26 protein-coding genes and 1 tRNA gene are annotated in these 24,556 nt (G+C 52.7%); 6 read left to right on the top strand and 21 right to left on the bottom strand.

Features of this window, described 5'->3' with window-relative positions:
* Nucleotides 1–326 (top strand): IS5 family transposase (locus DL88_RS17210; RefSeq protein ID WP_034995718.1); only part of this gene is annotated, 326 nt, incomplete at its 5' end.
* A 291-nt stretch (nucleotides 327–617) separates the two neighbouring features.
* On the opposite strand, the gene DL88_RS17205 is transcribed toward DL88_RS17210, so the two are convergent.
* A tRNA-Ser gene (locus DL88_RS17205) sits at nucleotides 618–705 on the bottom strand.
* Nucleotides 706–1,291: 586 nt separating this feature from the next.
* Here DL88_RS17205 and DL88_RS17195 point away from each other — a divergent pair.
* Together DL88_RS17195 and rimO are read left to right on the top strand one after the other, a co-directional pair.
* Nucleotides 1,292–2,044, top strand: a complete 753-nt coding sequence (locus DL88_RS17195; RefSeq protein ID WP_034998961.1) for an outer membrane protein — start codon at nucleotides 1,292–1,294, stop codon at nucleotides 2,042–2,044.
* A gap of 467 nt (nucleotides 2,045–2,511) precedes the next feature.
* Nucleotides 2,512–3,846 (top strand): 30S ribosomal protein S12 methylthiotransferase RimO, encoded by a 1,335-nt coding sequence (gene rimO, locus DL88_RS17190; protein ID WP_034998959.1) that lies wholly within the window; start codon nucleotides 2,512–2,514, stop codon nucleotides 3,844–3,846.
* Nucleotides 3,847–4,303: 457 nt separating this feature from the next.
* Here rimO and DL88_RS17185 read toward each other — a convergent pair whose 3' ends face one another.
* From DL88_RS17185 to DL88_RS21130, 8 genes are read right to left on the bottom strand one after another with little or no spacing between them, the layout of a single operon-like run.
* A complete protein-coding gene (locus DL88_RS17185) occupies nucleotides 4,304–5,248 on the bottom strand; it encodes a catechol 2,3-dioxygenase (RefSeq protein ID WP_034998956.1) in 945 nt (314 codons plus the stop codon).
* The gene (locus DL88_RS21135) at nucleotides 5,236–5,619 is read right to left on the bottom strand and encodes a 2Fe-2S iron-sulfur cluster-binding protein (protein WP_084705259.1); all 384 of its coding nucleotides are present in this window, start codon (nucleotides 5,617–5,619) and stop codon (nucleotides 5,236–5,238) included. Before DL88_RS21135 ends, DL88_RS17185 begins: the two co-directional genes overlap by 13 nt.
* Before the next feature lie 2 nt (nucleotides 5,620–5,621).
* The gene (locus tag DL88_RS17175; protein WP_034998954.1) at nucleotides 5,622–6,674 is read right to left on the bottom strand and encodes an NADH:ubiquinone reductase (Na(+)-transporting) subunit F; all 1,053 of its coding nucleotides are present in this window, start codon (nucleotides 6,672–6,674) and stop codon (nucleotides 5,622–5,624) included.
* A gap of 12 nt (nucleotides 6,675–6,686) precedes the next feature.
* The gene (locus DL88_RS17170; protein WP_034998952.1) at nucleotides 6,687–7,046 is read right to left on the bottom strand and encodes a phenol hydroxylase subunit P4; all 360 of its coding nucleotides are present in this window, start codon (nucleotides 7,044–7,046) and stop codon (nucleotides 6,687–6,689) included.
* Between the two features lie 41 nt (nucleotides 7,047–7,087).
* Nucleotides 7,088–8,626: an aromatic/alkene/methane monooxygenase hydroxylase/oxygenase subunit alpha gene (locus DL88_RS17165; protein WP_034998950.1), complete on the bottom strand. Its 1,539-nt coding sequence runs from the start codon at nucleotides 8,624–8,626 to the stop codon at nucleotides 7,088–7,090.
* Nucleotides 8,627–8,659: 33 nt separating this feature from the next.
* Entirely contained in the window at nucleotides 8,660–8,932 is a 273-nt protein-coding gene (locus DL88_RS17160) for an MmoB/DmpM family protein (protein WP_034998948.1), read from the bottom strand.
* On the bottom strand, nucleotides 8,929–9,939 hold the full coding sequence (locus DL88_RS17155; RefSeq protein WP_034998946.1) for an aromatic/alkene monooxygenase hydroxylase subunit beta: 1,011 nt from the start codon (nucleotides 9,937–9,939) through the stop codon (nucleotides 8,929–8,931). The genes DL88_RS17160 and DL88_RS17155 overlap by 4 nt, the downstream gene beginning before the upstream one ends.
* Nucleotides 9,940–9,992: 53 nt before the next feature.
* Nucleotides 9,993–10,295, bottom strand: coding sequence for a phenol hydroxylase subunit (locus DL88_RS21130; RefSeq protein WP_051956126.1), 303 nt, complete (start codon nucleotides 10,293–10,295; stop codon nucleotides 9,993–9,995).
* A gap of 403 nt (nucleotides 10,296–10,698) precedes the next feature.
* Between DL88_RS21130 and DL88_RS17145 the strand changes: the two genes are divergently transcribed.
* Nucleotides 10,699–12,417 carry a sigma-54-dependent Fis family transcriptional regulator gene (locus DL88_RS17145; RefSeq protein ID WP_034998944.1) on the top strand — a complete coding sequence of 573 codons (1,719 nt, stop codon included), beginning with the start codon at nucleotides 10,699–10,701 and terminating at the stop codon, nucleotides 12,415–12,417.
* Between the two features lie 233 nt (nucleotides 12,418–12,650).
* Here DL88_RS17145 and DL88_RS17135 read toward each other — a convergent pair whose 3' ends face one another.
* The 11 genes from DL88_RS17135 to DL88_RS17085 all read right to left on the bottom strand — a co-directional run bounded on the left by DL88_RS17135 (nucleotide 12,651) and on the right by DL88_RS17085 (nucleotide 21,434).
* Nucleotides 12,651–13,628, bottom strand: a complete 978-nt coding sequence (locus DL88_RS17135) for a SphA family protein (protein ID WP_034998940.1) — start codon at nucleotides 13,626–13,628, stop codon at nucleotides 12,651–12,653.
* Nucleotides 13,629–13,909: 281 nt separating this feature from the next.
* Nucleotides 13,910–14,275, bottom strand: a complete 366-nt coding sequence (locus tag DL88_RS17130) for a hypothetical protein (RefSeq protein ID WP_156971176.1) — start codon at nucleotides 14,273–14,275, stop codon at nucleotides 13,910–13,912.
* Between the two features lie 46 nt (nucleotides 14,276–14,321).
* On the bottom strand, nucleotides 14,322–14,546 hold the full coding sequence (gene thmT / locus DL88_RS17125) for a 2-hydroxymuconate tautomerase (RefSeq protein ID WP_034998935.1): 225 nt from the start codon (nucleotides 14,544–14,546) through the stop codon (nucleotides 14,322–14,324).
* A 9-nt stretch (nucleotides 14,547–14,555) separates the two neighbouring features.
* Complete coding sequence (locus tag DL88_RS17120) at nucleotides 14,556–15,326, bottom strand: 2-keto-4-pentenoate hydratase (protein WP_034998933.1); 771 nt, start codon at nucleotides 15,324–15,326, stop codon at nucleotides 14,556–14,558.
* The gene (dmpG, locus tag DL88_RS17115; protein ID WP_034998930.1) at nucleotides 15,323–16,357 is read right to left on the bottom strand and encodes a 4-hydroxy-2-oxovalerate aldolase; all 1,035 of its coding nucleotides are present in this window, start codon (nucleotides 16,355–16,357) and stop codon (nucleotides 15,323–15,325) included. Before dmpG ends, DL88_RS17120 begins: the two co-directional genes overlap by 4 nt.
* Nucleotides 16,357–17,298, bottom strand: a complete 942-nt coding sequence (locus DL88_RS17110; protein ID WP_169741598.1) for an acetaldehyde dehydrogenase (acetylating) — start codon at nucleotides 17,296–17,298, stop codon at nucleotides 16,357–16,359. The genes dmpG and DL88_RS17110 overlap by 1 nt, the downstream gene beginning before the upstream one ends.
* A 3-nt stretch (nucleotides 17,299–17,301) precedes the next feature.
* On the bottom strand, nucleotides 17,302–18,108 hold the full coding sequence (locus DL88_RS17105) for a 2-keto-4-pentenoate hydratase (RefSeq protein ID WP_034998926.1): 807 nt from the start codon (nucleotides 18,106–18,108) through the stop codon (nucleotides 17,302–17,304).
* Nucleotides 18,109–18,127: 19 nt separating this feature from the next.
* A complete protein-coding gene (locus tag DL88_RS17100; RefSeq protein ID WP_051956125.1) occupies nucleotides 18,128–19,639 on the bottom strand; it encodes a 2-hydroxymuconic semialdehyde dehydrogenase in 1,512 nt (503 codons plus the stop codon).
* A 48-nt stretch (nucleotides 19,640–19,687) separates the two neighbouring features.
* Complete coding sequence (locus DL88_RS17095) at nucleotides 19,688–20,125, bottom strand: GlcG/HbpS family heme-binding protein (RefSeq protein ID WP_034998922.1); 438 nt, start codon at nucleotides 20,123–20,125, stop codon at nucleotides 19,688–19,690.
* Between the two features lie 23 nt (nucleotides 20,126–20,148).
* Entirely contained in the window at nucleotides 20,149–21,069 is a 921-nt protein-coding gene (locus DL88_RS17090; protein WP_034998918.1) for a catechol 2,3-dioxygenase, read from the bottom strand.
* Nucleotides 21,069–21,434 carry a 2Fe-2S iron-sulfur cluster-binding protein gene (locus DL88_RS17085; protein WP_051956124.1) on the bottom strand — a complete coding sequence of 122 codons (366 nt, stop codon included), beginning with the start codon at nucleotides 21,432–21,434 and terminating at the stop codon, nucleotides 21,069–21,071. The genes DL88_RS17090 and DL88_RS17085 overlap by 1 nt, the downstream gene beginning before the upstream one ends.
* Nucleotides 21,435–21,887: 453 nt before the next feature.
* On the opposite strand from DL88_RS17085, the gene DL88_RS17080 reads away from it, so the two are divergent.
* The gene (locus tag DL88_RS17080) at nucleotides 21,888–22,544 is read left to right on the top strand and encodes an FCD domain-containing protein (RefSeq protein ID WP_210165330.1); all 657 of its coding nucleotides are present in this window, start codon (nucleotides 21,888–21,890) and stop codon (nucleotides 22,542–22,544) included.
* 112 nt (nucleotides 22,545–22,656) lie between these two features.
* Nucleotides 22,657–23,487 carry an alpha/beta fold hydrolase gene (locus DL88_RS17075; RefSeq protein ID WP_034998915.1) on the top strand — a complete coding sequence of 277 codons (831 nt, stop codon included), beginning with the start codon at nucleotides 22,657–22,659 and terminating at the stop codon, nucleotides 23,485–23,487.
* A 364-nt stretch (nucleotides 23,488–23,851) separates the two neighbouring features.
* On the opposite strand, the gene DL88_RS17065 is transcribed toward DL88_RS17075, so the two are convergent.
* Nucleotides 23,852–24,442, bottom strand: a complete 591-nt coding sequence (locus DL88_RS17065; RefSeq protein WP_084705258.1) for a gluconokinase — start codon at nucleotides 24,440–24,442, stop codon at nucleotides 23,852–23,854.
* Between the last annotated feature and the right edge of the window lie 114 nt (nucleotides 24,443–24,556).

The following is a 24,556-nucleotide window of genomic DNA, read 5'->3' as shown; positions in this document are numbered from 1 at the left end:
GACCGGGCCAGGAAAACGATATCACTCGCGCGCATGAACTCATTGATGGATTTGACGCGACTGCAACTCTCGCCGACAAAGGCTACGACGCGAACCATCTGCACAAGAAGATTACCGGACAAGGCAGCGAGATCGTCATTCCACCCAAGCGCAATCGCAAGGTTCAGCGGCCCTACGACACCGAGCTTTACAAGGAACGCAATCTGGTGGAGCGTTTTTTCAACAAGCTCAAGCAGTTCAGGCGGGTGGCGACCCGCTATGACAAGCTGCTTGCCAACTTCATGGGCTTCGTCAAACTTGCCGCAATAGCCATATGGCTCAGATAGTTAAATCGTCACTACCGCCTAGGGCTGCTACTTTTCGGCTTGATCCGCAAGGTCAGTCTATGGCCATCCGTCGAGTGATATTGCTTTGCTACCGCCCTGGCTTTGCGAATCTGATGCTCCGTCAGAGACGTCGTCACAATACCCGGAAATCGCAGGGGCATTACCCGGTTCGATACCCAGCGTGAATATCAGCTTGAGCGGAAGGCCGCGGCAATTCTCTGAGCTATAATTTCAAGTGATGCGAAGAACTTAGGGGTAATATCGCACTATCTAGGGCGGTGTTGAACACGTTGGCGGAAGCGGTGGGATTCGAACCCACGAACCCTTGCGGGTTGCTGGTTTTCAAGACCAGTGCCTTAAACCACTCGGCCACACTTCCGTAACGGCTTCATATAAGACGCCACAAATTGTCTGGGAGCGAACTTTACTTCCTTCAGAAGAGCGTCCGACGAGCCTCAATTGGCTAAGTCGGAGTACGTTAGCTCTCTTAAGGGGCAAGATGCAACAGCGGGGAAGCAAATTGTGGCCTGGCTGCTGCGCATCGGGCGCCTGATATGGGTGGGCCTAAGGTATGATGGCTTTGAAACATCGGGACTTTTCCAGGGGCGGCCCAGCACGGGAAGAGACAGCTTTTGTGAGACCGTATGGAGTGCTGGGCAAGTCTTGTCGATTCTTATTCGATGTCGGGGCGACGAAAAAACTGTGTCAGTTGAGGAAATTATTTATTAATCTTGTGAAGAGCCTGTGCCGCAAGATAGCTTTTTTCTGGTTTTTGTCGAAATCTCTCAACGGAAATTTAAGCTTCAGCAAAATTCACGTCGATTAGCCGACGAAAATCGTTGCAACTGTGCATCAGTTCAGCCGGAAAGCATGTCTTTGACCTTCCGGTGCTGCCCTTTCCTGTTGCGATGCGCCGGAAAACGAATAGTTTGGCCTCAGGCTCGAATCTCTGAAAGGGGACCAAAATGCTTCGTAAACTTCTTCTGTCCACCACCGCTTTCGCGGTTCTCAGCGGCGCTGCTCTCGCCGCCGACCTTCCTTCCCGCACTGCTCCTCCGGTCTATACGCCTCCGATCCCGATCTTCACCTGGACCGGCGTCTATATCGGTGGTGACATCGGTTACGCTTGGGGTGAATCAAACTACATCTCCTCCATCGGTTTCCGTCCCTCCACCGCTTGGGGCAGCACCAATCCTGACGGTGTGATCGGTGGTGCGCACGTCGGCTACAACTTCCAGGCTGGTCCTTCCTTCATTGGCACGGGTAATTTCGTGGTCGGTGTTGAAGGCGACGTGTCGGGTTCGAACTACTCGAAGACCTTCCTCAGCGCCTTCGGTGATTCCTACACCACCAAGATGGATGTTGCTGGTTCGATCCGCGGCCGTCTCGGCATCGCTTTCGATCGCGCGCTCATCTACGCCACGGGCGGTGTCGCGTTCGGTGGCTTCACCAGCCAGCTCCGTCTCCAGAATGGCACGGGCTCTTGGAGCAACGACAAGACCGCTGTCGGCTGGACGGTTGGCGGCGGCATCGAATATGCCGTGACCAACAACTGGTCGGTTCGCGCCGAGTATCGCTACACCGATTACGGCCATATCGACAGCTACTATGGCAACGCCAACTACAACAAGCACGACACCCAGAACTCCGTGCGTGTTGGCTTCAGCTACAAGTTCGACACCTTCGCTCCTTTGGCTCCGGTTGTCGCCAAATATTGATTGGCTTTTCTTCGAAACGAAGTGGCCCCATTTCAGGAAGACCCGGTCATTTGACCGGGTTTTTCTTTTTCACCGTTTTTTCTTCCCGCAGCGAGCCTTTCAAGGCGGACTGTATAAAGGCTTTGCTTCCTCCTTTGGATTGGCAACGGCTAAGGCATATTGGCTTGCCTGCAACATTTTGATTTTATCTTTGTTTTCGATAGGATACGGCATCGATCTGTGAAGCTGAAGATCCTTTTGGAAAAGTTCGAGGTGTTTACGGTAGAGGTTGGGCATTGCTCATTGGGTTGATTTCTCGGGACAATTCCTCGGATCAACTCCTCCTCTAGCGAAGGGTTAGCCGCTGTTTGGCGAATGCTCTGCCGCCGATGGCAATATGGCTGACGAACGGCTCCATAAGACGAGTGTGACGCTCACGCCAATTCTCTTGGCTTGCCAGCGCCTGTCCGTCGTGGCACTTCCAATCCATGACCTTCGACAAAACAACGATCCCCGCCCCGAAAATTGCTTTCGTGTCCCTTGGCTGCCCTAAAGCTTTAGTCGACAGCGAAAGGATTCTCACGCGCTTGCGTGCGGAAGGCTATGACCTGACGAAAACCTATCGCGGCGCCGATGCCGTCATCGTCAATACATGTGGTTTTCTCGATAGCGCCAAAGCGGAATCCCTATCTGTTATCGGCGAAGCCGCCGCCGAAAATGGCAAGATTATTGTGACCGGCTGCATGGGGGCTGAGCCGGACGCCTTACGCAACGCCTACCCGAATCTTTTCGCTATCACAGGACCGCAAGCCTATGAAAGCGTGATGGAAGCGGTTCATGCGGCAATCGCGCCTCCGGATGATCCCCATGTGAGCCTTGTGCCACCGCAAGGCATTAAGCTGACGCCGCGGCACTACGCCTATTTGAAAATCTCGGAAGGCTGCAACAACCGTTGTTCTTTCTGTATAATTCCTCATTTGCGCGGGGATCTCGTATCGCGTCCGATCGATCAGATTCTGGATGAAGCAGAAAAGCTATCCGACGCTGGAGTGAAGGAAATCCTCGTCGTTTCCCAGGATACGAGTGCTTATGGACTCGACCTCAAATATGCGGAAAGCCTTTATCGCGATCGCACGGTGCGCAGCAAATTCATTGATCTTGCCAGAGAGCTTGGTTTGCTAGGGTTGTGGATCCGTTTGCATTACCTCTATCCCTATCCGCATGTTGATGCGGTGGTGGAGCTAATGGCGGAGGGCAAGGTCCTTCCCTATCTCGACATCCCCTTCCAGCACGCGAGCCCGCGCGTGCTGCGGGACATGCGCCGTCCGGGCGATCAGGAAAAAACACTCGAGCGTATTCGGGAGTGGCGCGCACGCTGTCCCGACCTGACTTTGCGTTCTACTTTTATCGTTGGCTTTCCGGGCGAAAGTGACGAAGATTTCGACTATCTGCTTGAATGGCTTAGCGAAGCAAAGCTCGATCGGGTCGGCGCCTTCAAATATGAGCCGGTTGCCGGCGCGGCGGCGAATGAACTCGGTCTGCCTGCTGTGGCGCCGGAGATTCAGGAGCGCCGTTATCGTCGTCTCATGGAACATCAACAAAGCATCAGCGCGCATCGGCTCAAGGCCAAGGTAGGGCGGCATTTAAGTGTCATCGTCGATGAGGCAGCTCACAATGGCGGCATTGGGCGCACCAAAGGTGATGCCCCGGATATCGACGGTAAGGTTCACATTACGTCCAGACGACCCTTGCGTGCCGGAGATCTCGTCACGGTCAAGATCAGTGCGTCCGATAATTATGATTTATATGGCCAAGCCGTCTGACGCCAAATTGAAATTCTCAACAGATCGCGTTTCGCCGACTGCAACGCTCGGGATCGGGGCGGGCGGCCCTGTCTCGCCTACGGAGATGTAAGGTCCATCATCGATTTTTTACACAAGGTGGGAAAATACTTGGCTCAAAAGTCGGGATTTAAACATATACGCAAGTATATGCTTCAATATTCGATAGCCTTATAGCGTAAATGTTGCCTTGTCATAACACTCGCAAAAAGAACGAACTCTTCATTCCGATCAGGCTCTCAATGTCCAACGTGGGTTATCACTGAGAGAGATGATCTTGCTCTTCCTTATTCAGTTTTACTGAACACTTCCGAGGAGGAATCATCTCTCGTCTCCATCCGCAGTCATCAAGGGTAGTGAATAAGATCAAGGCAACAAAATTGATGACTCACACCTCAAGTGATCTGCCATATTGGGTGCTCGGCTCTAACGATTATGCTTATGTGTAGACGCCAAGAAAATCACCAATAATATCTCCAGTATGATAGAATATTCCACGCCATAGATTTTCTTCATTCCATGTTATCGTCGGCATATCTTTTTGGCTTAGATAACCTAATCCTGCAAATGTCTCATTGCGATTTCCAGACGGATCGAAAAAGTATGTTGTCGCACCTCTGGTGATGCCATGACGCTGGGGGGTTACATCTACCTTAACACGATGCTTTGCAAGAAGATCAGCGGTTTTCAGAATGTCGGACCAGTCTTCCAAAAAGAAAGATATATGATGTAAACCCGCGCGCGGCCCGGCGCCGAACGCTATATCATGTGGTGTGGTCGTGCAAAACATCCAGGCCGCTGCCTGGATTTCCCCCTGCGGTCCCGCCACGACTTGTTCCGCCAGACCAAAATCAAGAACCTTGCCGAAGAAATCCACATTCTCGGCGACCTTATTTGTACCCCGCGCGGGATCGACTTCGCACATAAGCATAACGTGATCGAGCCAATGGGCACCGGCTCCCTTCAAACCATCGGGCCAGGGGTCTGGATTAAGCGTGCCGACTGATTTTCCGACGAATTGCTTTTCGGCATACAGGAAACATTCATGACCACTCGGCAGCCGCAAGAAAAGCGAACGGCCACAGAACGGCAACGCATTTGCTTCCCTTTCCTCAACTTCGAGGCCATAAGATTCTATGCGTTTACGATAGGCATCAAGTTCTGCATCTTTTTCAACTTTGAAAGCGATATGTTGCACACCTGCCCGATCGGAAGGGGCAAGAATGACGGAATATTTATCCCATTCATCCCAACCTTTTAGGTAGACGGTCCCATCTGGATCGCGACTGGTTTCAATCAACCCGAGTATATCGGTGTAATGGGTTAACGCTTCTTCGATCGAAAGAACGTTTAGCCGAACGTGACCTAATCTCATGACCGCCATGCTTCCACATCCTCATCGCGAGAGCTATTGACCCGATCATCTGGTATGATTTGCAGCAAACTGAAACGGCGTGTCAATCGAACGGGCAGTTTGTCCATCGGTTGGATGACCAAATGCGAGCGAGGCCAAGTGCGGCATGCCAGTGTTATCCCTGAGGCCTCATCTTCGTTGTTGACGTGGTCGCGACTCATGCAGCCAACGACGAAATCTCCTTTTAGAATACGGATACGGCAGACACCACAGCCACCCCCATGGCAACCAGCTCTGATTTGTTTGTGATGTATGGAGGCCAATGCATGCAAGACCGTTTGTTCGCCCTTGCACGGAAAGGAATCCTCGGCTTCGCCGACATGAATGATAAAATGAGACATGTTCAGATCCGTTTGAACAATGGCGAACGTGCTTGCTCCGCATCCGCCGGAGTGACAAATTTTTCATTGAAAATATGGTGTTCAAACAGGCGTCCACGCATCAATGTCATGATGCAGGCATCGATCATTGGAGGTGGACCACAAAGATAAGCCTGATGGCCTTCAAAGCGGCCGTCATAAAGGCGTTGAATCACTTCATGTACGAGGCCAATCTCACCGCTCCATCCGCTTATATCGCCAGACACAGCTGGAATATAACGGAAATTGGGGTGATGCACCGCAAGCTCTTGAAATAAACCCATATTGTAGAGATCTTTGGGTGCGCGCGCGCCATGGACGAGTGTAATCGGCAACGGATCATCTTGCTCAATCAGGTCGATGATCATACTTTGAGGGCTTGACAGCCCGGAGCCGCCCGCAAGAAACAATTTTGGCAGCCCTGCCGACTTTCGGATGTAAAATCGGCCGTAGGGGCCGGTGAAACGGAGTTCCATTCCAGGCTGGGCATGATGATGCAGCCAGGACGTTGCTTGGCCGCCCGGCACCAGGCGGATATGAAGTTCGATGAGATTGGGTTGCGAGGGTGGGCTTGCGATCGAAAAAGAACGTGGTGCTTCGATACCTGGAACGAATAAAGCGATATATTGCCCGGCCTGAAAATCTATTCCCTCATCAGGCAGACGTAACCAGAGACCAAGAATGTCATCCGTAAGCATTCTTCGGTCTTCGATCACACCGCGAAAGTCGCGGATAGGAATGTGTCTCGCATCGATATCATCGTCAATTTCAGCTTCGATTACTGTATCGGCTTCGAGCGTGGCCGTGCAGGCGAGGGCTTTTCCTTCATTGCGCTCGAAATCCATGAGAGCGAAGGAAGATGCTTCATTATGGGCGATTTCGCCTTCGAGGACAGTAATTTTGCACGTGCCACAGAGTCCGTGCCCGCAGGCATGAGGCAACCAAACGCCTGCGCGTAAGCAGGCGTCGAGCATAGTTTGGCCTTTTTCGACGGCAAGAGTCTCACCGAGCGGTTCGATTGTGAGTTGATAGGTCATGGTAGGCCTCGCTCAAAAGCTTGCTTGAGCAAGACCTTCAAGGCCAGGCGTCCGAAACCGCAGCAATGATTTATGGTCGATCCCGAGAGCAGTTAACGTCAGCGTCGGCATAGGGATAAAGGCCACGCCATCAAGCTCCCACTCCACCGTGCTCCAATCGATTTCTGCGAATTGTGGATGCGCCCCGTAAAGATTGGGGAGCACTTCACCCAGAATTTCGGAAAAGGGTAGGGTGGGGGGCAGCACCAATGTAATTGGTGCAGAAAACATCAGATGTTTGTCCCACAGAAAATAGACGAGCTGAAGTCCGTGGAAGTTTTCGATCCGGTCGCGCGAAGGAAAAGTATAAGTGCCGATGGCGGTGGTTGTCATGAAGCGTTTCCTCTTATCCTCTTATTGCTTTGTGAGTTGATTTATGAGGCGATGACGCGTTTGCGCGCGGACTGCCAATTTTCCCAGAGGGCTTCATCCGGCGATCCAAGATAGTCGAAATTATCTGCGCCTTGATTCAGGTGATACCAGTCCAAAACCTCGGGCACAGTGGTGCCGCCGCAATTGCCCTGGAGGATTTGATGAACGGGCAACCAGGACTGAAGATATTTTTCCGGCTCGTCCTCGAAGATGTCGTGGCATCCATCCGAGCAGAAATAAAATCTTTCACCATTATAAATTTTCGTGCGTGTGGAGATACGTGTCGGGTCAGTGGGTTCTGTGAAGAAAGTCGGGATCTGACAAACTTGGCAAAGTTGTGGTAAGCCATTATTATAAAAACGTTTTCCATCCGCCTCCGCTTTCGCCCAATAATCGTAGCGGGGCCTGTAGAGCTGATTGAAGCTCGCCGGATATTTTTCCGCGAACCATGTCATTTCCTCTTCGCTCGGCGTCCAGGTATGGAATGCGGAAGCATGGGAATATTGGTAGAAGGTACTCCAGGCTTGATGGCTGTAATGATCTTTTTCGGCTTTAGCGACTTCATGATATTTGGGTAGACGGATGCCATAACGTGAAAGGTCGTTGAACAGAGCGCCACCGCCTTGCTCGAAATACATCTCCCATGCCTCTTTCCAGGACATGATTTTCTTTGGCAGCATGTAGTCCATCATCATTGCAATGATGGAGAGCAGGCGGTAGCCGCGCCAGAACCATTTATCGATCCACTTCTGGACGATCGGCACATTGCCCTCATCCTGCTGCAACATGAATTTGATGATTTCCAATCCGAGCGTCATATGCCGGCTTTCATCCGATTGTGCGGAGAATCCGAATGTGACTGTCGCCATATCGCCGTTGTAGGCGGCCCCTGACATGAACGGTACGAACAGGAGGCTTGTCAGAACATATTCGAAGCTGAATGAGACGGCGGTGAGAAATTCGAACGGTCCTGCGGTAATCGCATCTTCGAAGAATGATTTCGGGACTGAGAGATACCAGACGCGATTATACATATGTAAAGGATCATGAAGGCCGTCAAAAAATTTGTTGAAATGGCTGATCGTATGAATTTGCGTTTGTGCATGCCGTAATTCATCGATCGCCTGGAACTGACAGGCGATGCGCGGACCAACACCTTCGAAATGGCGGCCAACATGGGCGAAGCCGCGATGTGCGGCATATTCGAGGGGTGAAACGGCGGTGATAAAAATTTTCAGAGCGTTGATATAGCGCGCGTCGGAAATATTCATCTGGCCGTTGTTTTGCGCGAAACTATCGATGACGGCATATAGTTTACGTTCTTTTTCCGCCTGATATTTCCAATAGCTGTCCATGGTCAGACGGAATGGGTCTTCGAAGGCATCCCAATCATGAATTTTGATTCCTTCATAATCGGTAAAGGGAAAGATCTTCTTCTTGTCCTGATAAGTCGGTTGCCAATCGAGGCCGCGTGTCAGGTGAGCATAGCGCTCCTTGAGAGACAATTTGCGGAGACGTTCATTCGGGTTGGGTGTGTTCATCAATCTCTCCTGAAAACTGGTGCGCGAATGGCGTCATACATTCCACATAAGCAACAACCGGTCATCATCCTCATCGACATTACCGGATATGCTCACCATTGTGAGGTTGAGTTCGTGGAGATCGAATTCACGCCCGAGCTGTTGTTCGATCGATGTTTTGTTCATTATCAGACGGCTGGGGCAATCAATCTTGGTCATTGCCGGATATGTGCTGACGACAGCCTCTGGATTATCCGCGATGATTGCTGCCACAATGCCACGACCATCATCAGTATTTTGCAAAGTGATGGAAACATTGCTGGTCATGCTGCGATCTCCGCCTCGATCTGGATGCCAAGGCGCATAGCCCTTTTGTCGAGGCTTTCACGCAAGGAGGCCAAAATATCTTTAGCGGTGGGGCCAAGCACCTTTTCTGCAAGCGGTAGGAGAGCGGTCTGGACACGCTCCGTCCATTCGCCGTACCATTGTGCCAAGAAGGTTCGATTGGTATCCGATTCTGCCGCGGCACGTTTGAGCACGGTATCCGCCCATTTACTGATTTCTTCCTGCCAGTCGACCATGAATTCGGTGACCATGGAGAGTGCGCCGGCTCCTCGTTCCAAGCCAATAGCATCGAAATGACCATAGACCAGAGGATAGAGTAGTCCATCGAGGCTTAGAAACTGGGCGACGAATTGTTCGAACCAATCCTCGACGACAAAGCTGTCTTCGACCAATTGACGGATCGGTTGCCATTCCGGTGCTGAGACCCAATAGTCCTTGGCCTGATCTAATGTGCTGGCTCCGCCCATGGCGAGACCGATACGGCTGATGATTTGCGCGATGCCGAGCCGGTCCATTGTGGCGAACATGGCCGATTGTGTGATCGCGGCCCCATAGCCTTGATCAACCATGTTGCAGGCATTCATGTTGGCGCCCCATTCGAGATGGCGCAGAGGCAGCAGGTAGAAGCATACCATTGCCTGCCATTCTGGATCATATGTAGACAACAGGCCGCGTTTCTCAGCGAAAGCGAAATTCTTTTCGACTGCCTCCATCATCCGTGACCGCTGGATTGTATATGTTCCGTAATAGAATTGGCGCGGATCCTTGAGATCATACCAATCGGCCATGATAATGGAAGTACGGGTCTTGTCGAATATTTCGTGTGCGGGATCCCAAGTCGGCCGATAATGAAAGTTTACGTCCGGTTGCAGGTCATAGGTGGCTTCCTCATAGCGGGATGCCGGCTTATCACTGCCAAGCCGTCGAGCGACATTAGAAAAAGTCTGCTGTCTTTGCCGGACACTATTCGTTTTTATCTCAAGCGCCATTGCATTTCCTCACCTTAAATTTTGATTGTGATCACGTGTGACGGCTTTGTTCATCAATCAGGGCAAGCTCGTGATCCGGGCAAAGCCATATTGAGACCTTCTGCTGCGTTTATGCTTGCGTTCTGAGCACGGCAAAATGCGTCGAATGCGTCCGGAGGCATGACGAGTTCGACCGTCAGCATCGGATCTGCAAGAGTGAATAGGAATTCTATAAAGCCACCGCGTATCCCTGTAACGAAGACATCGCGATGGTTAAGATCAAGGTGTACCGGGGGTACTTGCGCCTCCTCCAAGCCAGTTGTGGCCTGGCTTTCAGTGTTTTGGCTAGGTCCTGGCTCGGGGCCGTGGCCGGGCATGCGATCCTCCCTGTCGCGTATCGTTGACGCGACGGAAAGAATTATGCGGAAACGAAAATTTCGCTTCAATCAATAACGGATGAATCGGAAGAATAGCGATTTTGAATTATAATAAGCAATAAATATCAGATAGTTGGATAGTGCATCACGGAGTTTTTGGAGCCCAGGTGGACCCAAAGTGAGCCGTACTCATAAGCAATTAATCATGCTGCATCGCGGTAGTTTTCACCATCTGATGAAACGCGGTGGGAACGCTTCGGAATGACGCATTTCCGGATTTCCGGGGGTTTGTAATTTGCTGCGCTTATCTCCATAGTGCGCAGAGATAAAAATACTTTCGGGAGTAAACGATGAGCTTAAAGACAAACGCCCACAAGGTTGCAGCGTGCGATGGCGTGCGCTGATGGAGAATGAAACAACCGTAGGTGTCGACATTGGAAATCTGTCCGCACGTCTTCGCTTCAACCCGCAGGATGGTTGCATCTGGCTTGAAGGGGAACGGGTGGTGATGCTGCATTTGGCAGCTTTCGCCAACCTCCGGCGAGAACTTATCGATACTTTTGGAGTTGATGTCGCTCGTGGACTCCTGACGCGAATGGGACATACGTCTGGCGCGGCCGATGCGGCGCTTGCGCGTCGGACGATGCCGCATGCGGGATTTCGGGAATCCTTCATGGCTGGACCAAGGCTTCATGCGATTGAGGGAATGGTTGCCGTCGATCCCGTTTTATTCGATGCCGATCCGGAAACAGGGTTTCACGGAGGCGAATGGATATGGCGGAATTCCGCTGAAGTGGATGCCCATCTGCAGTCCTATGGCATGAGCGCAGAGCCCGTCTGTTGGGCGCTGACCGGCTATGCTTCCGCCTACACCAGCGCCTTCATGGGCAGCCCGATTCTATTTCGGGAGGTCGAGTGTCGGGCGATGGGTGCGAGGCATTGCCGCATTGTCGCCAAGCCGTCCGATCAATGGGACGATCAGGCTCGTGACGATCTGCACCAAGGCTTTGACCTTGAGGATACACAGGCGGAGATTGGTTCTGGTTGGGCTGCGGTCTGCGGTGAGCCTAGCTGCCAAGCGACACGCCCCGGCGATCGTCTAATCGGTGCTTCCGCGGGATTTGTATCCATGATGCACATGGTAGACAAGGTCGCGCGGACCGATGCAGCAGTCATACTTATTGGCGAACCGGGGGTAGGCAAGAAGAGCTGCGCGCGGGTGCTTCATAAATTGAGCACGCGAGGAACAAAGCCCTTCGTTGCGTTCAATTGCGCTGCGCTTTCGGGCGACCAACTCGATGCCGAGCTCTTTGGCGTGGAAAAAAGTTCATCGGCAGGCGGATCCCAGATGGGCCGTACCGGCCGCGTCGAACGGGCCAATGGGGGCACTCTTTTTCTCGAAGATGTTCACCGGCTCGATCTGCGTGCCCAGACGAAGCTCCTTCGCATGCTGCAAACCGGAGAGATCGAGAGGGTTGGTTGCAGCCAGCCAAGAGCGGTGCGAATCCGCCTTATCGCGGCGTCGAATGCTCGGCTCGTTGAGGCTGTTCGTGACGGTTCGTTTCGCGAGGATCTCTATTATCGCCTGACGACGTTTCCCATTTTGATTCCGCCCTTGCGCGAACGCCGAACCGATTTGCCTCTGCTCATCCGCCATTTTCTGGAGGTGTTTGCACGGCGCTACGGCAAGGAAATCACGGGTATATCGGAGATGGCAGTTGGTTACCTGCTGACTTATGATTTTCCCGGAAATGTCACAGAACTTGAAAGCATGATTGAACGCGCTGTCATCATGGCACCGGATAAGGGACCTCTCGGTGTCACCTATCTCGGTTCACCGATTGATGAGCGTAATCCCCGTTTCTACGGTCTCTCGACACGGGGGCTGCTCATTTCCAAAGCCGATGATGGTGGCGCGCGCCACGATCTTGGTGCACTGGACCGTCTCCTCGACAGCAATTTCGAACTCGAAGCCTTCGAAAATGAACTGATCGCGCGTGCAGTGGAAAGAGCTGCTGGAAATCTCAGCAAAGCGGCTAAATCGCTTGGTCTGACAAGGCCTCAACTCGCTTATCGTTATAGAAAGATCCAAGATTCTCCACCCACCGGTCTCGACGAATGACTTTTATCAGATCGGGCAGTTCGAAAATTGGCGGGAATCTCGGAATATCGAAGGAGTTATTCTTTATAGTGCTGATTACTGGGTTTCCGACCGCATTTCTTGCGATGAACAACGGTACAACGGCCCCAGAGGACTGCCGAGGTAATCCAATGGGAATGTTGTATGTGAAGCGTCTCGCCTGTCAATTCAATACCAGGGCCGCGAGCCACGCACTTTTGGTTTTCTTCTCATGATTAATTCGTCATGAGAGGGTCTGGTGATTTGAAAGGTGCGCTATCGAGCCACAATGGGACGAGCAATTGCGAATAGATACGCCAGCCGCCAGCAAAATTTCTTGTATATACTGAATCGGTAACCGCTAGTTTGAGTGTCACTGGTCCGAAATCATAGCCTATGAGGCCACCCACGGCTATATCGATGCCACTGGCGCAATATCCGGCCGGCATTGATCGACAATTCCTGTCCGAGCCGATTTGATTGATTTCATAAGCTATAGGGCCAAATTCCAAAGGTCCAAACTTTTTCGTTGCGGTGATATCGGTATGAAGGTAGGCCGCGTCCGTAATTTTTGTATATCTATTTTCCGTATTGATACCAAAACGAAAAGATCCGGTTAGATTCCACCCGTCGCCGCCATAGGTGAAGGATATACGAGGCTCGATTGTCGTGAATGGCTGTCCCCAGTTCGCTAGTCCATTGGATCCGGATATTTTGCCCGTCGGTACAATGATATCGAGACCAATAGCGGTGAAAAAACCGGGGGTCAGCTGCCATGACAGATTGAATGGATTGAGAATGAGATTATGGGGACCATTTGCCGTCGAGTTGCTGGCGCCATCGGGAGTCGTAAAATGGCTGGCGATCAAGGGCTGAACGAGCATCATCGACCAAGTCGCACCGGCAATGATCCATGGAGTCGACCAAACGAATACGGGTACTTCTTGTGCAAGATCAACTCTTGTGTTGCGTTCACCCAAGGAGCCGCCCACGGGGCCTGACGTACCGTGACCCGTGAATGTATCGGATCCATAGTTCGCGAAGTTGAAATAATAGATGCCCGGTGGTGGATTGCTCCCCGATGGAAGGCCCATTGTAATTCCCGGAAAGGTGCCGACCAGATAGCCTGCCTCCCAGGCAAAGGCATTTTGTATAATGAGACAGAAACTCAGTACCCCGGCAACAATCCAGCCGAGCGATTTCCTCGGGCACATTCCGATATCCCCCCGTTGTTTGTATGTACCGATCAGATTTTGACGGCAGGCCAAAGTATAAGTGTTTATTTGGCCGTGAACTGGAGGTTATCAAAATCAATTAGTGTAATTGGGTTCAAAGACCCAATTTAGGTCCGATTATTATGGATTTGTTGTTTTGTATGGTGCGGCTGGTTGAGGCGTGTAGTGGGTCGTGATTGCTGTCATGGTGAAGCAGCTTAAAATCAATGTGTTGCCAGTGTAGTCTCTGGAAATGAGGTTTTGCGAGGTGTTCTTGTTATCTATATTGTCTGCTTGAAGAGGGCGCTTGAGAGTGTGTACCATTCGTCTACATTTTTAAGCATTACCCCTTGGGGTGTTATGTATACAAGATCGTTGTCGACGAGTCTCGCAACCTTCCTGCGAACGGTTTCCTTTGGAATCTTCAGTGCTACAGAAATATCGTGATATGTCGTCGGCTTTACCGTAAGGATTGCCTTTGACGAGGCTAGGCTAAGCTGACCTATTGCCAGGAAAATCAAATATTCATCCGCTGAAAGGCTTCTTCGGCGTCGGATGTTTCCAAAGGCGCGCAACAGCTTCGCTACCTGGAATGAGAGAGCCGAGAAGTCTGGGGCGGTCTTGCTCGTCGGGAAACTATCGCTCAAGTAGGTCATCGCATGAGTATTGTTAATGAGAATGTTCGCGGCGGTGTTATGAGACAAAGTCGACGTTGGGCTGATTGGAAACATTCTGCGGAGTGCTTTTCAGCACTCCGCCGACTGCGAAATGATGGCCTGGTATTTCTCGCAGGATGACACGAATCGATTCGCGCGGGGCACCAATTGAATCGATCACAGCATCGGTCACTTTGGCTGCGAGCTTGGCCTTTTGTTCGTGGCTTCGGCCTTCGATCAAGGTAATTTCGACAATAGGCATAGGGTAGCCTTAATTTGCTACGGTGAAGGAAACCGAGCCGAGATGTTGAAACGACGTTTGAATATATTCGCCGGGTGTCAAGGGATGGGCCGCCGTCGCTCCGCCGGCGAGCACAATATAACCGGGCTCAAGGCTCTCGCCGATATCGCCGACTGCGCGTGCCGCCGCGACGAGAGAACGGATGGGATTGCCGAGAATGGCGGCGCTTGAACCAATCTGCGCAGGGCGGCCATTGACCTCCAGGAGAATCCCGAGATTGCTCACATCGGTTTCCGGCTTATGCCATGCTCCGACAAAAAAGCTCGATGACGAAGAATTGTCGGCGATGACGTCGGGCAAAGTAAATTTGAAATTACGATAGCGACTATCAATGATTTCCATGGCTGGCGCAACCGCCTCGACGGCGGCCAATGCCTCGGCTGCCGAAACGATACCGGAAAGCGGCTTACGGATGATGTAAGCAATTTCCGGTTCGACGCGCGGATGGACATAGTGCGAACGGATCAGATCATGACCTTCTGTCAGCCGCATGGTGTTGGTAAGCCGGCCCCATATGACTTCGGAGACGCCGACCTGGAGCATTTTCGCCCGCGACGTCAGACCCATTTTCACGCCGATTTGGACCTCACCGCGTTCCTGGCGATGGGCTAGGGAAAGAGATTGGATCTCATAGGCATCGGAGACGGTAATATCCGGTTGAGTATCTGTTAGTTGAGGAACGGCTGTCGCGGTCCTTGCGGCCTCGTCGATGATACGGGCAAATTCAGCTAATTTGCTCATGCAGCTGCTCCGCGTTGTTTGAGAATATTTAGCGCAACATCGATGATCATGTCTTCTTGGCCGCCGACCATATGGCGTTTGCCAAGCTCGATGAGGATATCGCGTGTATCCGCGTTATAGAGTTTGGCTGCGGCCTCGGCATGACGCAGGAAGCTCGAATAAACTCCAGCATAACCAAGCGACAAGCTCTCGCGATCGACTCGCACCGGCCGGTCTTGGAGCGGACGCACGAGATCGTCGGCGGCATCCATCAGTTTGAAGAGATTGCAATCGGTCTTCATCCCCATCTTGTCGAGCACAGCCACCAGCGCCTCAAGGGGAGTGTTCCCGGCGCCAGCGCCCATGCCCGCGAGAGAGGCATCGACGCGCACGGCGCCCGCCTCGATGCCGGCCACTGCATTGGCGACACCCATGGTGAGATTGTGATGGGCATGAACGCCGATCTCTGTCTCCGGCCGCAAAGCGTCTCGCACGGCTTTCACACGTTCCATATAGTCCTTTGGCAGCAAGGCGCCTGCGGAATCGGTAACATAGATGCATTCCGCGCCGTAGCTCTCCATGAGCCTCGCCTGTTCGACCAGTTTCTCAGGCGAAGCCATATGGGCCATCATGAGAAACCCGACTGTATCCATGCCGAGCTTGCGGGCCGTTTCTATCTGCTGACGGGAGACGTCTGCCTCAGTACAGTGCGTCGCGATGCGTACAGAGCGGGCGCCGACATCATGGACTTGTCTGAGATCATGGAGTGTACCGATGCCAGGCAACAGCAGTACCGTTACAACTGCATGTTTGCAGACATCGGCGACAACGGCCACCCATTCGACATCGTCGTGGGCACCAAAACCGTAATTGAAGGTCGAGCCGCTGATACCATCGCCATGGCTAATTTCTATCGCATCGACATATGCCTCGTCGAGAGCTTTTGCGATGCTTCTCACCTGATCCAGACTGTAACGGTGGCGAACCGGATGCATACCGTCGCGAAGTGTCACATCCTGGATGTAGAGCTTATCGGGATTTGGGCGCGCCATTATGCAGCCTCCTTGGCGAGCAATTTTCCAGCCCAGAGATCGGCGGTCGCAAGGGCGGCTGATGTCATGATATCGAGATTGCCGGCATAGGCGGGCAGGTAGTGCGCGGCACCTTCGACTTCTAGCATGATCGTGGTTTTCAATCCTGTGCACAAACCGATGCCCGGAATCCGGATAGGCGCGTTACCACCGATGTTTTCAAATTGGACATTCTGCTTGAGGCGATATCCCGGCACATATTTCTGGACCTGTGCGACGATCTCGTGAATGGATCGTTCGATCGCCTCCTTGTCACCCCCTTGTGACAGCGTAAATATCGTATCACGCATGATGAGTGGCGGCTCCGCTGGATTGAGAACGATGATTGCCTTGCCGCGCTCAGCACCCCCCACGGTTTCGATGGCCTTGGAGGTGGTCTCGATGAACTCCTCGATATTGGCGCGTGTGCCGGGTCCCGCCGATTTTGATGAAATAGATGCGACGATCTCACCGTAGATGAGCCGTTTGCAAGCGCGGCGAACTGCATAGATCATCGGGATAGTGGCTTGACCGCCGCAGGTGACCATATTGACATTGGGTTCATCAAGATTGGCATCACCATTAATTACAGGAATGGTGAAAGGACCGATCGCGGCGGGAGTGAGATCAATGACTTTCTTGCCGTCTTTCTGTAGCAGGGCGTTATTATGAATATGGGCCTTTGCCGATGTGGCGTCGAAGACGATTTTGATATCCTTGTAATTCGGCAGTTTCAAAAATCCATCGATGCCTTCATGCGTCACCGGCACATTCAGACGTGCGGCGCGTGCCAATCCATCGGAATCCGGATCAATGCCGACCATCGCTCCCATTTCGAGATTTTTTGCTGTGCGGATGATCTTGATCATGAGGTCCGAACCGATATTGCCAGAACCGATAATCGCGCATTTGACCAATGCCATCATTCAATTCCTTAAAAATGCGGCACGCACCGAGCCGAGATCGTTAATGCGCACATTGAACACATCGCCGGGGGAGACTGTGACCATGGGGCCAAGCGCGCCGGATAAAATCGTGTCACCGGTCTTGAGAGGATAGCCAGCCCGTGCCATGGTCTTGGCAAGCCACAGGGCTGCATTGAGCGGGTTTCCAAGGCAGGCGGCACCGGCACCGACGGAGACGGGTTCACCGGCCTTCTCCATTACCATGCCGCACAAGCGCAGATCGAAGTCCCCGAGCTTGCGCGGCCGCGAGCCGAGGACATAAAGACCAGAAGAAGCATTATCCGCGATTGTATCCGTAATTTTGATATCCCAATTGGAAATGCGTGAGCCGACGATTTCGATCGATGGCAGGGCGAAATCAATGGCTCTCTGGAGATCGGCCAATGTCAGTTGGTCGTCAGTCAGGTCACGGCCAAGAACGAAGGCGATTTCCGCCTCGACCTTGGGTTGCATGATCTCGCTCAGAACGATTTCTTCAGCATCGCTCCGCGCCATATCGGCGAATAACATGCCGTAATCCGGCTGATTGACGCCGAGCTGCTTTTGGACGGCGAGAGAGGTGAGGCCAATTTTGCGCCCAACGAGGCGTCGGCCATTTTCAAGCGCCCGTTTGGTATTGATCGTCTGTACGGCATAAGCTGCTGCAACATCGCCATCCATAATCAGATCGCGTACTGGCGCGCAGGGAATGCCGGAGCGGGCGGCGTCAAACAGCCGATCCGCTGCCGTCGCTATTTCGACCGATGGTTTTGTAAGAGTCGTTGTCATAGCCTGGTTCTCTCTCCGATCACAGCTTGATGCAGACGTTGCTGAGTTCGGTGTAGAATTCTAGTGAATGCACGCCTCCTTCGCGGCCGATGCCCGAGGTTTTCGAGCCTCCGAAGGCGGTGCGCAAATCTCGAAGAAACCAGGAATTGACCCAGCAGATACCGACTTCCATTCTCGATGCGACGCGGTGCGCGCGGCTGAGGGACTCTGTCCAGATCGCTGCGGCAAGCCCATAGCGTGTGCTATTGGCGACGCTTACGGCTTCTTCTTCCGTATCGAAGGGACGTATGTGGCAGCAGGGCCCGAAAATTTCTTCGTTGACGGCGGCTGCATGGTCCGGCAAGCCTGTCCAAATCGTGGGTTGCACCCAGGCTCCCGCCGCGAGATCCTCGGGCATTTCCGGAATGCTGCCTCCGGTGATGACAGTTGCTCCTTCCTCCACCGCCTTGCGATAAAAAGATAATACTTTTTCACGGTGTTCCAGGCTGACCAATGGTCCTAGATTTGTATTCGGGTCCTCTGGCCGTCCAAGTCTCAGGGTCTCGGCGGCTTGTTTCAGACGGCAGACGAATTCATCGAAGATCGGGCGCTGCACATAGATGCGTTCGGTGCCAAGACATACTTGACCCGTATTCGAGAAAACTGAACGTGTCGTCCCTTCAATAGCCTTATCGAGATCGGCATCGGCAAAGACAATCGCGGGATTCTTGCCCCCGAGTTCGAAGGACACCTGGCGTAGGCCGAGCGCGGCTTGCCGCATGATAGCCTCTCCGGTGCGCGTTTCTCCCGTAAAGGTAATACCATTGACATCAGGATGCTGCGTCAGGAACTCACCGGCGGAATTCGGGCCAAATCCATGCACGACATTGTAGACACCTTTCGGGATGCCCACTTTGTTCATGACTTCGCCGAGCAAGGTCGCCGTCAAAGGCGTTTCCTCCGAAGGCTTCACGACAACGGTGTTGCCGAGTGCCAAAGCCGGACCGACTTTCCATGTCATCAGCAGGAGTGGCAGATTCCAAGGTGAAATGACCGCTATGACACCCTTTGGCCGCCTCACGCCATAATTGATAGCTCCTGTGCCATCCACCGTTGGAGTCTGGAAACATTCTGTTGAGATCGTTTTAGCAATGTCTGTGAACATCTTGAAGTTGGCGGCGCCACGCGGGATGTCTATATGGCTCGCGAGGCTCATTGGCTTGCCCGTATCGAGGGATTCCGCTTCCAGAAATTCGTCGAAGCGACGCGTGATCTCATCCGCGACAGCACCGAGAAGATCCGTGCGCTCGACTACACTCATACGGCCCCAGGGTCCTTCGAGTGCGGCGCGCGCGGCGGAAACCGCCTGATCAATCTCGACTTTTCCGCCTTCGGGCACAAAGCCAATGACACTATTGTCGACAGGACAATGGTTGTCCCAACCCCGATTTGTCGAACCAGCGGTGAATGTGCCATTAATGAAATGTGCGGCATCACGCCTTGCATTGGATTGCGCAAGGGACGCACGCTTGTGAATTGCCTGGACCGTCATCCAGTTCTCCTCTTTTCAGCCGAGACCATCGAATTCAAGATTGGAAAATCAATCGCTAAAGGGATCTCTTTGAAGGGCGCGAACTCCTGCTTCGGCGCAGGCCCTGTCCTCATCTTCTGAGCCTCCGGAAACGCCTATGGCACCGATCACTTGTTGTTCTTCCTTGATGGGCAGGCCGCCACCGAAGAGAATAATGCTGGGGCGCAAAGCGATGCCCTCGCGTAGAATCTCGTTTTGGCTGAGAGCAGCGCATAATTGATCGGTCGAAACTCCGAAGGTCGCAGCGGTGTAGGCTTTGTCCCGGGCAATCTCGACCGAGGCGGAAAAGGCACCATCGGCGCGCAGGAGGGCCATCAGAGTTCCGCTTGAATCGACCACGGCCACAACCATGGCTGTGCCGAGTGTCGTTCCATGCGCGAGAGCGGCCTTGGCTGCGACGAGCGCCGCGGATGTATTGATGACCGGTTGCTGTCTGGAGATTTTCATGCCGTATTCTGCATGCAAGACTGTCAAGTCACGACGCTGAGAAAAGCGTCATTCAGCACGCGCTCGTAATAGAAGATGGCTTTGCCGACATGTCCTTCATCCCAAGTTCTGATGGGATGGTCCGGGTAGAAAGTAAAGCCGCCCGCGAAAACCTCGTTACGATTTCCGGATGGATCGAAGAAGTAGATAGTCTGGCCGCGCGTGATACCATGGCGTGTTGGACCAATATCAATCGAAATATCATAACGCGCGATAATATCCGCAGCGTGACCGACATCGTTCCAGTTTTCCAGTTCGAACGATATATGGTGCAGTTTACCAGGGGAGGGGTAATTGGCGAAGGCGATATCATGGGCTTTCATGCCCGCCGAGAGAAAAACGGCGATAAGGTTACCGGTGGGACCAACGGTTTCCGTGCAGGAAAAATCGAGAACATTACAGAAGAAATCAAGATTCTTTTCGACATTTGGGCCATAGAGAAGAGCGTGGTCGAAACGTCTTGCGCGCATTCCGTGCGGCTCGTAATCCCAGACATCGGGATTGAGTGTGAGCGGCTTCGGATCGGATTGCTCGGCGTGAGCGAAAAGTTCAATTCGATGACCGGATTCCAGCATAAACCCAATTCGACGGCCTATTCCCGGCTGTTCTTCTGGCGGAATGTGATCGACTACATAACCATAATCTGTTATGCGCTTCTCGAACCGGTCGAGATCTGAGTCTTTTGCGACCTTGAAGGCCATGACGTCCATTCCTGCGGAATCGGCACGTCGCAAAACCACGCTATGGTGGTCGAATTCATCCGCCGACTTTAGATATATACGTCCGTCGGGTCCTTCCGATACCTGATGGAGGCCTATACGATCCACATAATGGGTGATCGCGGATGGCATATCGAGCACGCGGAGTTGTATGAAACCGGGTCTTAGAACGCCTGTGTGCGCCATTATTGGTTTTCCTCCTCATTGCTAATGACTTTTTTGCCTTTGGTCCCGGTCTTTGTGGAACATTCCAATTTCAACAAAAGATCGGAACGTGGATAAATGGAACAAGACAGAACAAATCCTGCCTGTTCATCATCGACGGAAATATGCGAGCGGCTCATCGGGGTGCGAAGAAACTCGCCAGTGACGATCTTAGCCTTACAGATACCACAGCCACCTCGCCTGCAGCCGACAGGTAATTTGCAGGGGAGGGGATTTAACTGGCCAAGGCCCTGAGCACGCTCCAGAGCGACGAGGACACGTTCGTCGATATTGCAATCGGCCGCGCCGACATCTTTGACGTATATCCTGAAGTGAGTGGCTGTCATTATCAGGCCTCAATGCATGAGTTCCACACCCGATCACACTGAAGCGGTAATTTTACAATGTGCGTGGTGCTGTTGGCCTGTGATTAACGCTGCGTATGTTGTGACATACTGCACGACATCGCCCAAGTTTGGTAGGGCAAGCATGAAGGTCGTTCCTCCCTTGTGTCGGGGCATTGATCGGCCCGCTTTATGGGATGCATTTATTGCTGACAGCCTGAGTGCCGTCAATAAAAATATCGATATTTTTATAAAAAACGAAAAAACAATAAAAACTAATATTTTTAATAATTACGCATATTGCTACTAATATCGCTTTTTAGCATAATTGCGGGCATCTGGAATTATCGAGAGTAGGAAGGCTTGGCCTTCACTCGGCTCGAACGAAAAATCATTGCAGGCACCGACATGAATAGTTTTTCCGCGAATGCGCATAATGTTGTTCCAGCTCGAAGCTTGGTCGAGGCCGCCTATGTCGCTTTGCGTCAGGATATTCTGAATGGACACCTTGCACCGGGGAGCAAGCTCCGGGTTGAGGTGTTGAAGGAACGATATAATGTGGGTGGAGGCACGTTACGCGAAGCCTTGACCAGGCTTGTCGGTGAAGCGTTGGTGATCTCCGAGGAGCAGCGAGGTTTTCGGGTGGCAGCGGTTTCCGTTGAAGATCTTGCCGATCTCAGCCGCGTCCGCGTGCTGATTGAGTGTGAGGCTCTGCGCCAGGCCATCAAAATTGGAGATGATGCGTGGGAAGCCAACATTGTCGCTGCATTCCATCACTTGTCCAAAGTCGAAGAGAAGCTTGGAGAGACATCGGAAACATTGAGTGAGGAATTTGAAGAAAGAAATCGTAATTTTCATCGTGCGTTGATCGCGGCCTGCCCCTCACGCTGGCTGCATAATTTTTACAATGTGCTTTTTCAGCAGTCGGAACGTTACAGGCGTATCGCTCTCAGCAGCCGGCTTGTGCCGCGGGACGTGCATGTGGAGCACAAGAAACTTATGGAGGCGGTTCTGGCGCGCGATGCCGATCTCGCTTGTTATCTGGCATCAGAACATATCGAACGCACGGTCGATGTTATCGCCAAAGTCATCGGCGCGGCAATGTCTAAGTGATCGCTATTTCTTCATTTGAATTTGGTTGCGGCGTGCGGTCTTGCCGGATGCATCGCCTGCTTTTGCTTGATTTTCTGCGATTAGTATGAACATCAGATCAAGAGAGATCATCATGAAACAAGAAAACGTCGAGATAGGCACGTCGATTGAATGCGGCGGCCTTCGAACGAACCTGCACGATCTTGGAACGGGTGATCCGGTCGTGCTCATTCATGGATCAGGGCCAGGTGTATCTGCCTGGGCCAATTGGCGTTTAGTTCTGCCTTCTCTCGCCAAGGAATTTCGGGTTCTGGCACCCGATATGGCCGGGTTCGGTTATACTGATCGGCCTGACGGATTTGTCTACGACAAATCCGCATGGATAAAGCAGATTCTCGACCTCTTGAATGTTCTCGGTCTCGAGCGTGCAGATTTCATAGGCAATTCCTTCGGCGGGGCAATTGCGCTCGGGCTTGCGGTACAGCATCCTGAACGGGTAGGCCGCCTCGTGCTTATGGGGAGCGTTGGTCTTTCATTCCCGTTATCGGATGGGCTCGACGCCGTCTGGGGTTATACGCCTTCGTTCGAGAACATGAGGAGGCTACTTGATATTTTCGCTTATGACCGTTCTTTGGTGAATGACGAACTCGCTGAACTACGGTATCGCGCCAGCATCCGTCCCGGTTTCCAGGAATCCTTTTCGAGTATGTTCCCGGCTCCACGGCAACGCTGGATCGATGCATTGGCCTCAAGCGAAGATGAGATTAGGGCACTGCCGCATGAGACGCTTATCATTCATGGTCGCGAGGACAAGGTTATTCCTTTATCGACGTCGTTACGCCTGGCTGATTTGATTTCGTGTTCGCAGCTGCATGTATTCGGCCGTTGCGGTCATTGGACACAAATCGAGCATAGTGCGCGGTTCGTCAGACTCATACAAGACTTTCTGAATGAACCACGTTGAATTGACGGTTGTTTTGCGTCAGCATGAGTGAGACCAGACATCTAACGCTCCTTTGTCAGTTTATGTATGATGGTTTTTCCGGGAGCCATTTACAGTGCGGGAAATCGCAAGAGGGGACCGTCAAAAGAGCCGGTCGAGGATGGCCGTTCTGATGGTTGGCAGGCTAGGTTGGGGTAGCTGGCCTCTGATCTTTCTTCGCTCGTGCCAGCGCAACTCCGTCCATGACCGGCTTTCGAAGTGATAGAGCCTCGGTTTCTCCTTGAATGGCCGGAGCATATTCGGATGCTTCCGAACATGCTCCATGAATTCCGAGACCATGCAGGTCACAGGCAGATCCGCAACGGGGTTTTCTTGCAGGATTGAATCAAATCATTCGATCGGGGGAATTAGCGGCGCATATTTGCGTCTGTTCCCGCTCGCGCATACAGGCTTGCGGCTTCAGTCCATGGGTGGACCACCAGATCAGCACTTGATGCGCGACTTCAGTAATGGAGCGGGTTGCGTCCACCGTCAGTGTCGCAGGCTCCGCTTCGGGTGGTTCCAGCGTGGTGAACTGGCTGTCGATGAGGCTTGCCGGCATGAAATGGCCGGGACGCGTGGCGACACGCCGGAAGGCTTCCTCCCGCGAGAGTTTCAGAAACACAAATCCGAGGCCCGGCACTGCGGACCGCAACGTCTCGCGATAAAGGTGTTTCAGTGCCGAGCAGGTGAGGACTACCGGCATGCCGCTCGCAACGATCCGCGCGGTTTCGACGCCGAGGCGCGCCAGCCAGCCGGCGCGATCGGAATCGCTGAGGGGGATGCCGGCCCTCATCTTCGCTATATTGGCCGGAGGATGGAAACTGTCGCCCTCGATGAGATGGGCTCCGGCGAGTACCGCCACCGCCGCGCCGAGGCTGCTTTTACCGCAACCGGAAACGCCCATCACCACAAGGGCCGGAATCGGCTTGCCCATGTGCTGTCCACCTCCATCGCTAGGCGGTAGTGACGATTTAACTATCTGAGCCATATGGCTATTGCGGCAAGTTTGACGAAGCCCATGAAGTTGGCAAGCAGCTTGTCATAGCGG

Source organism: Beijerinckia mobilis, from assembly GCF_000745425.1.
Lineage (GTDB): Bacteria > Pseudomonadota > Alphaproteobacteria > Rhizobiales > Beijerinckiaceae > Beijerinckia > Beijerinckia mobilis.
This window is presented reverse-complemented; position numbering and strand designations above follow the sequence as displayed.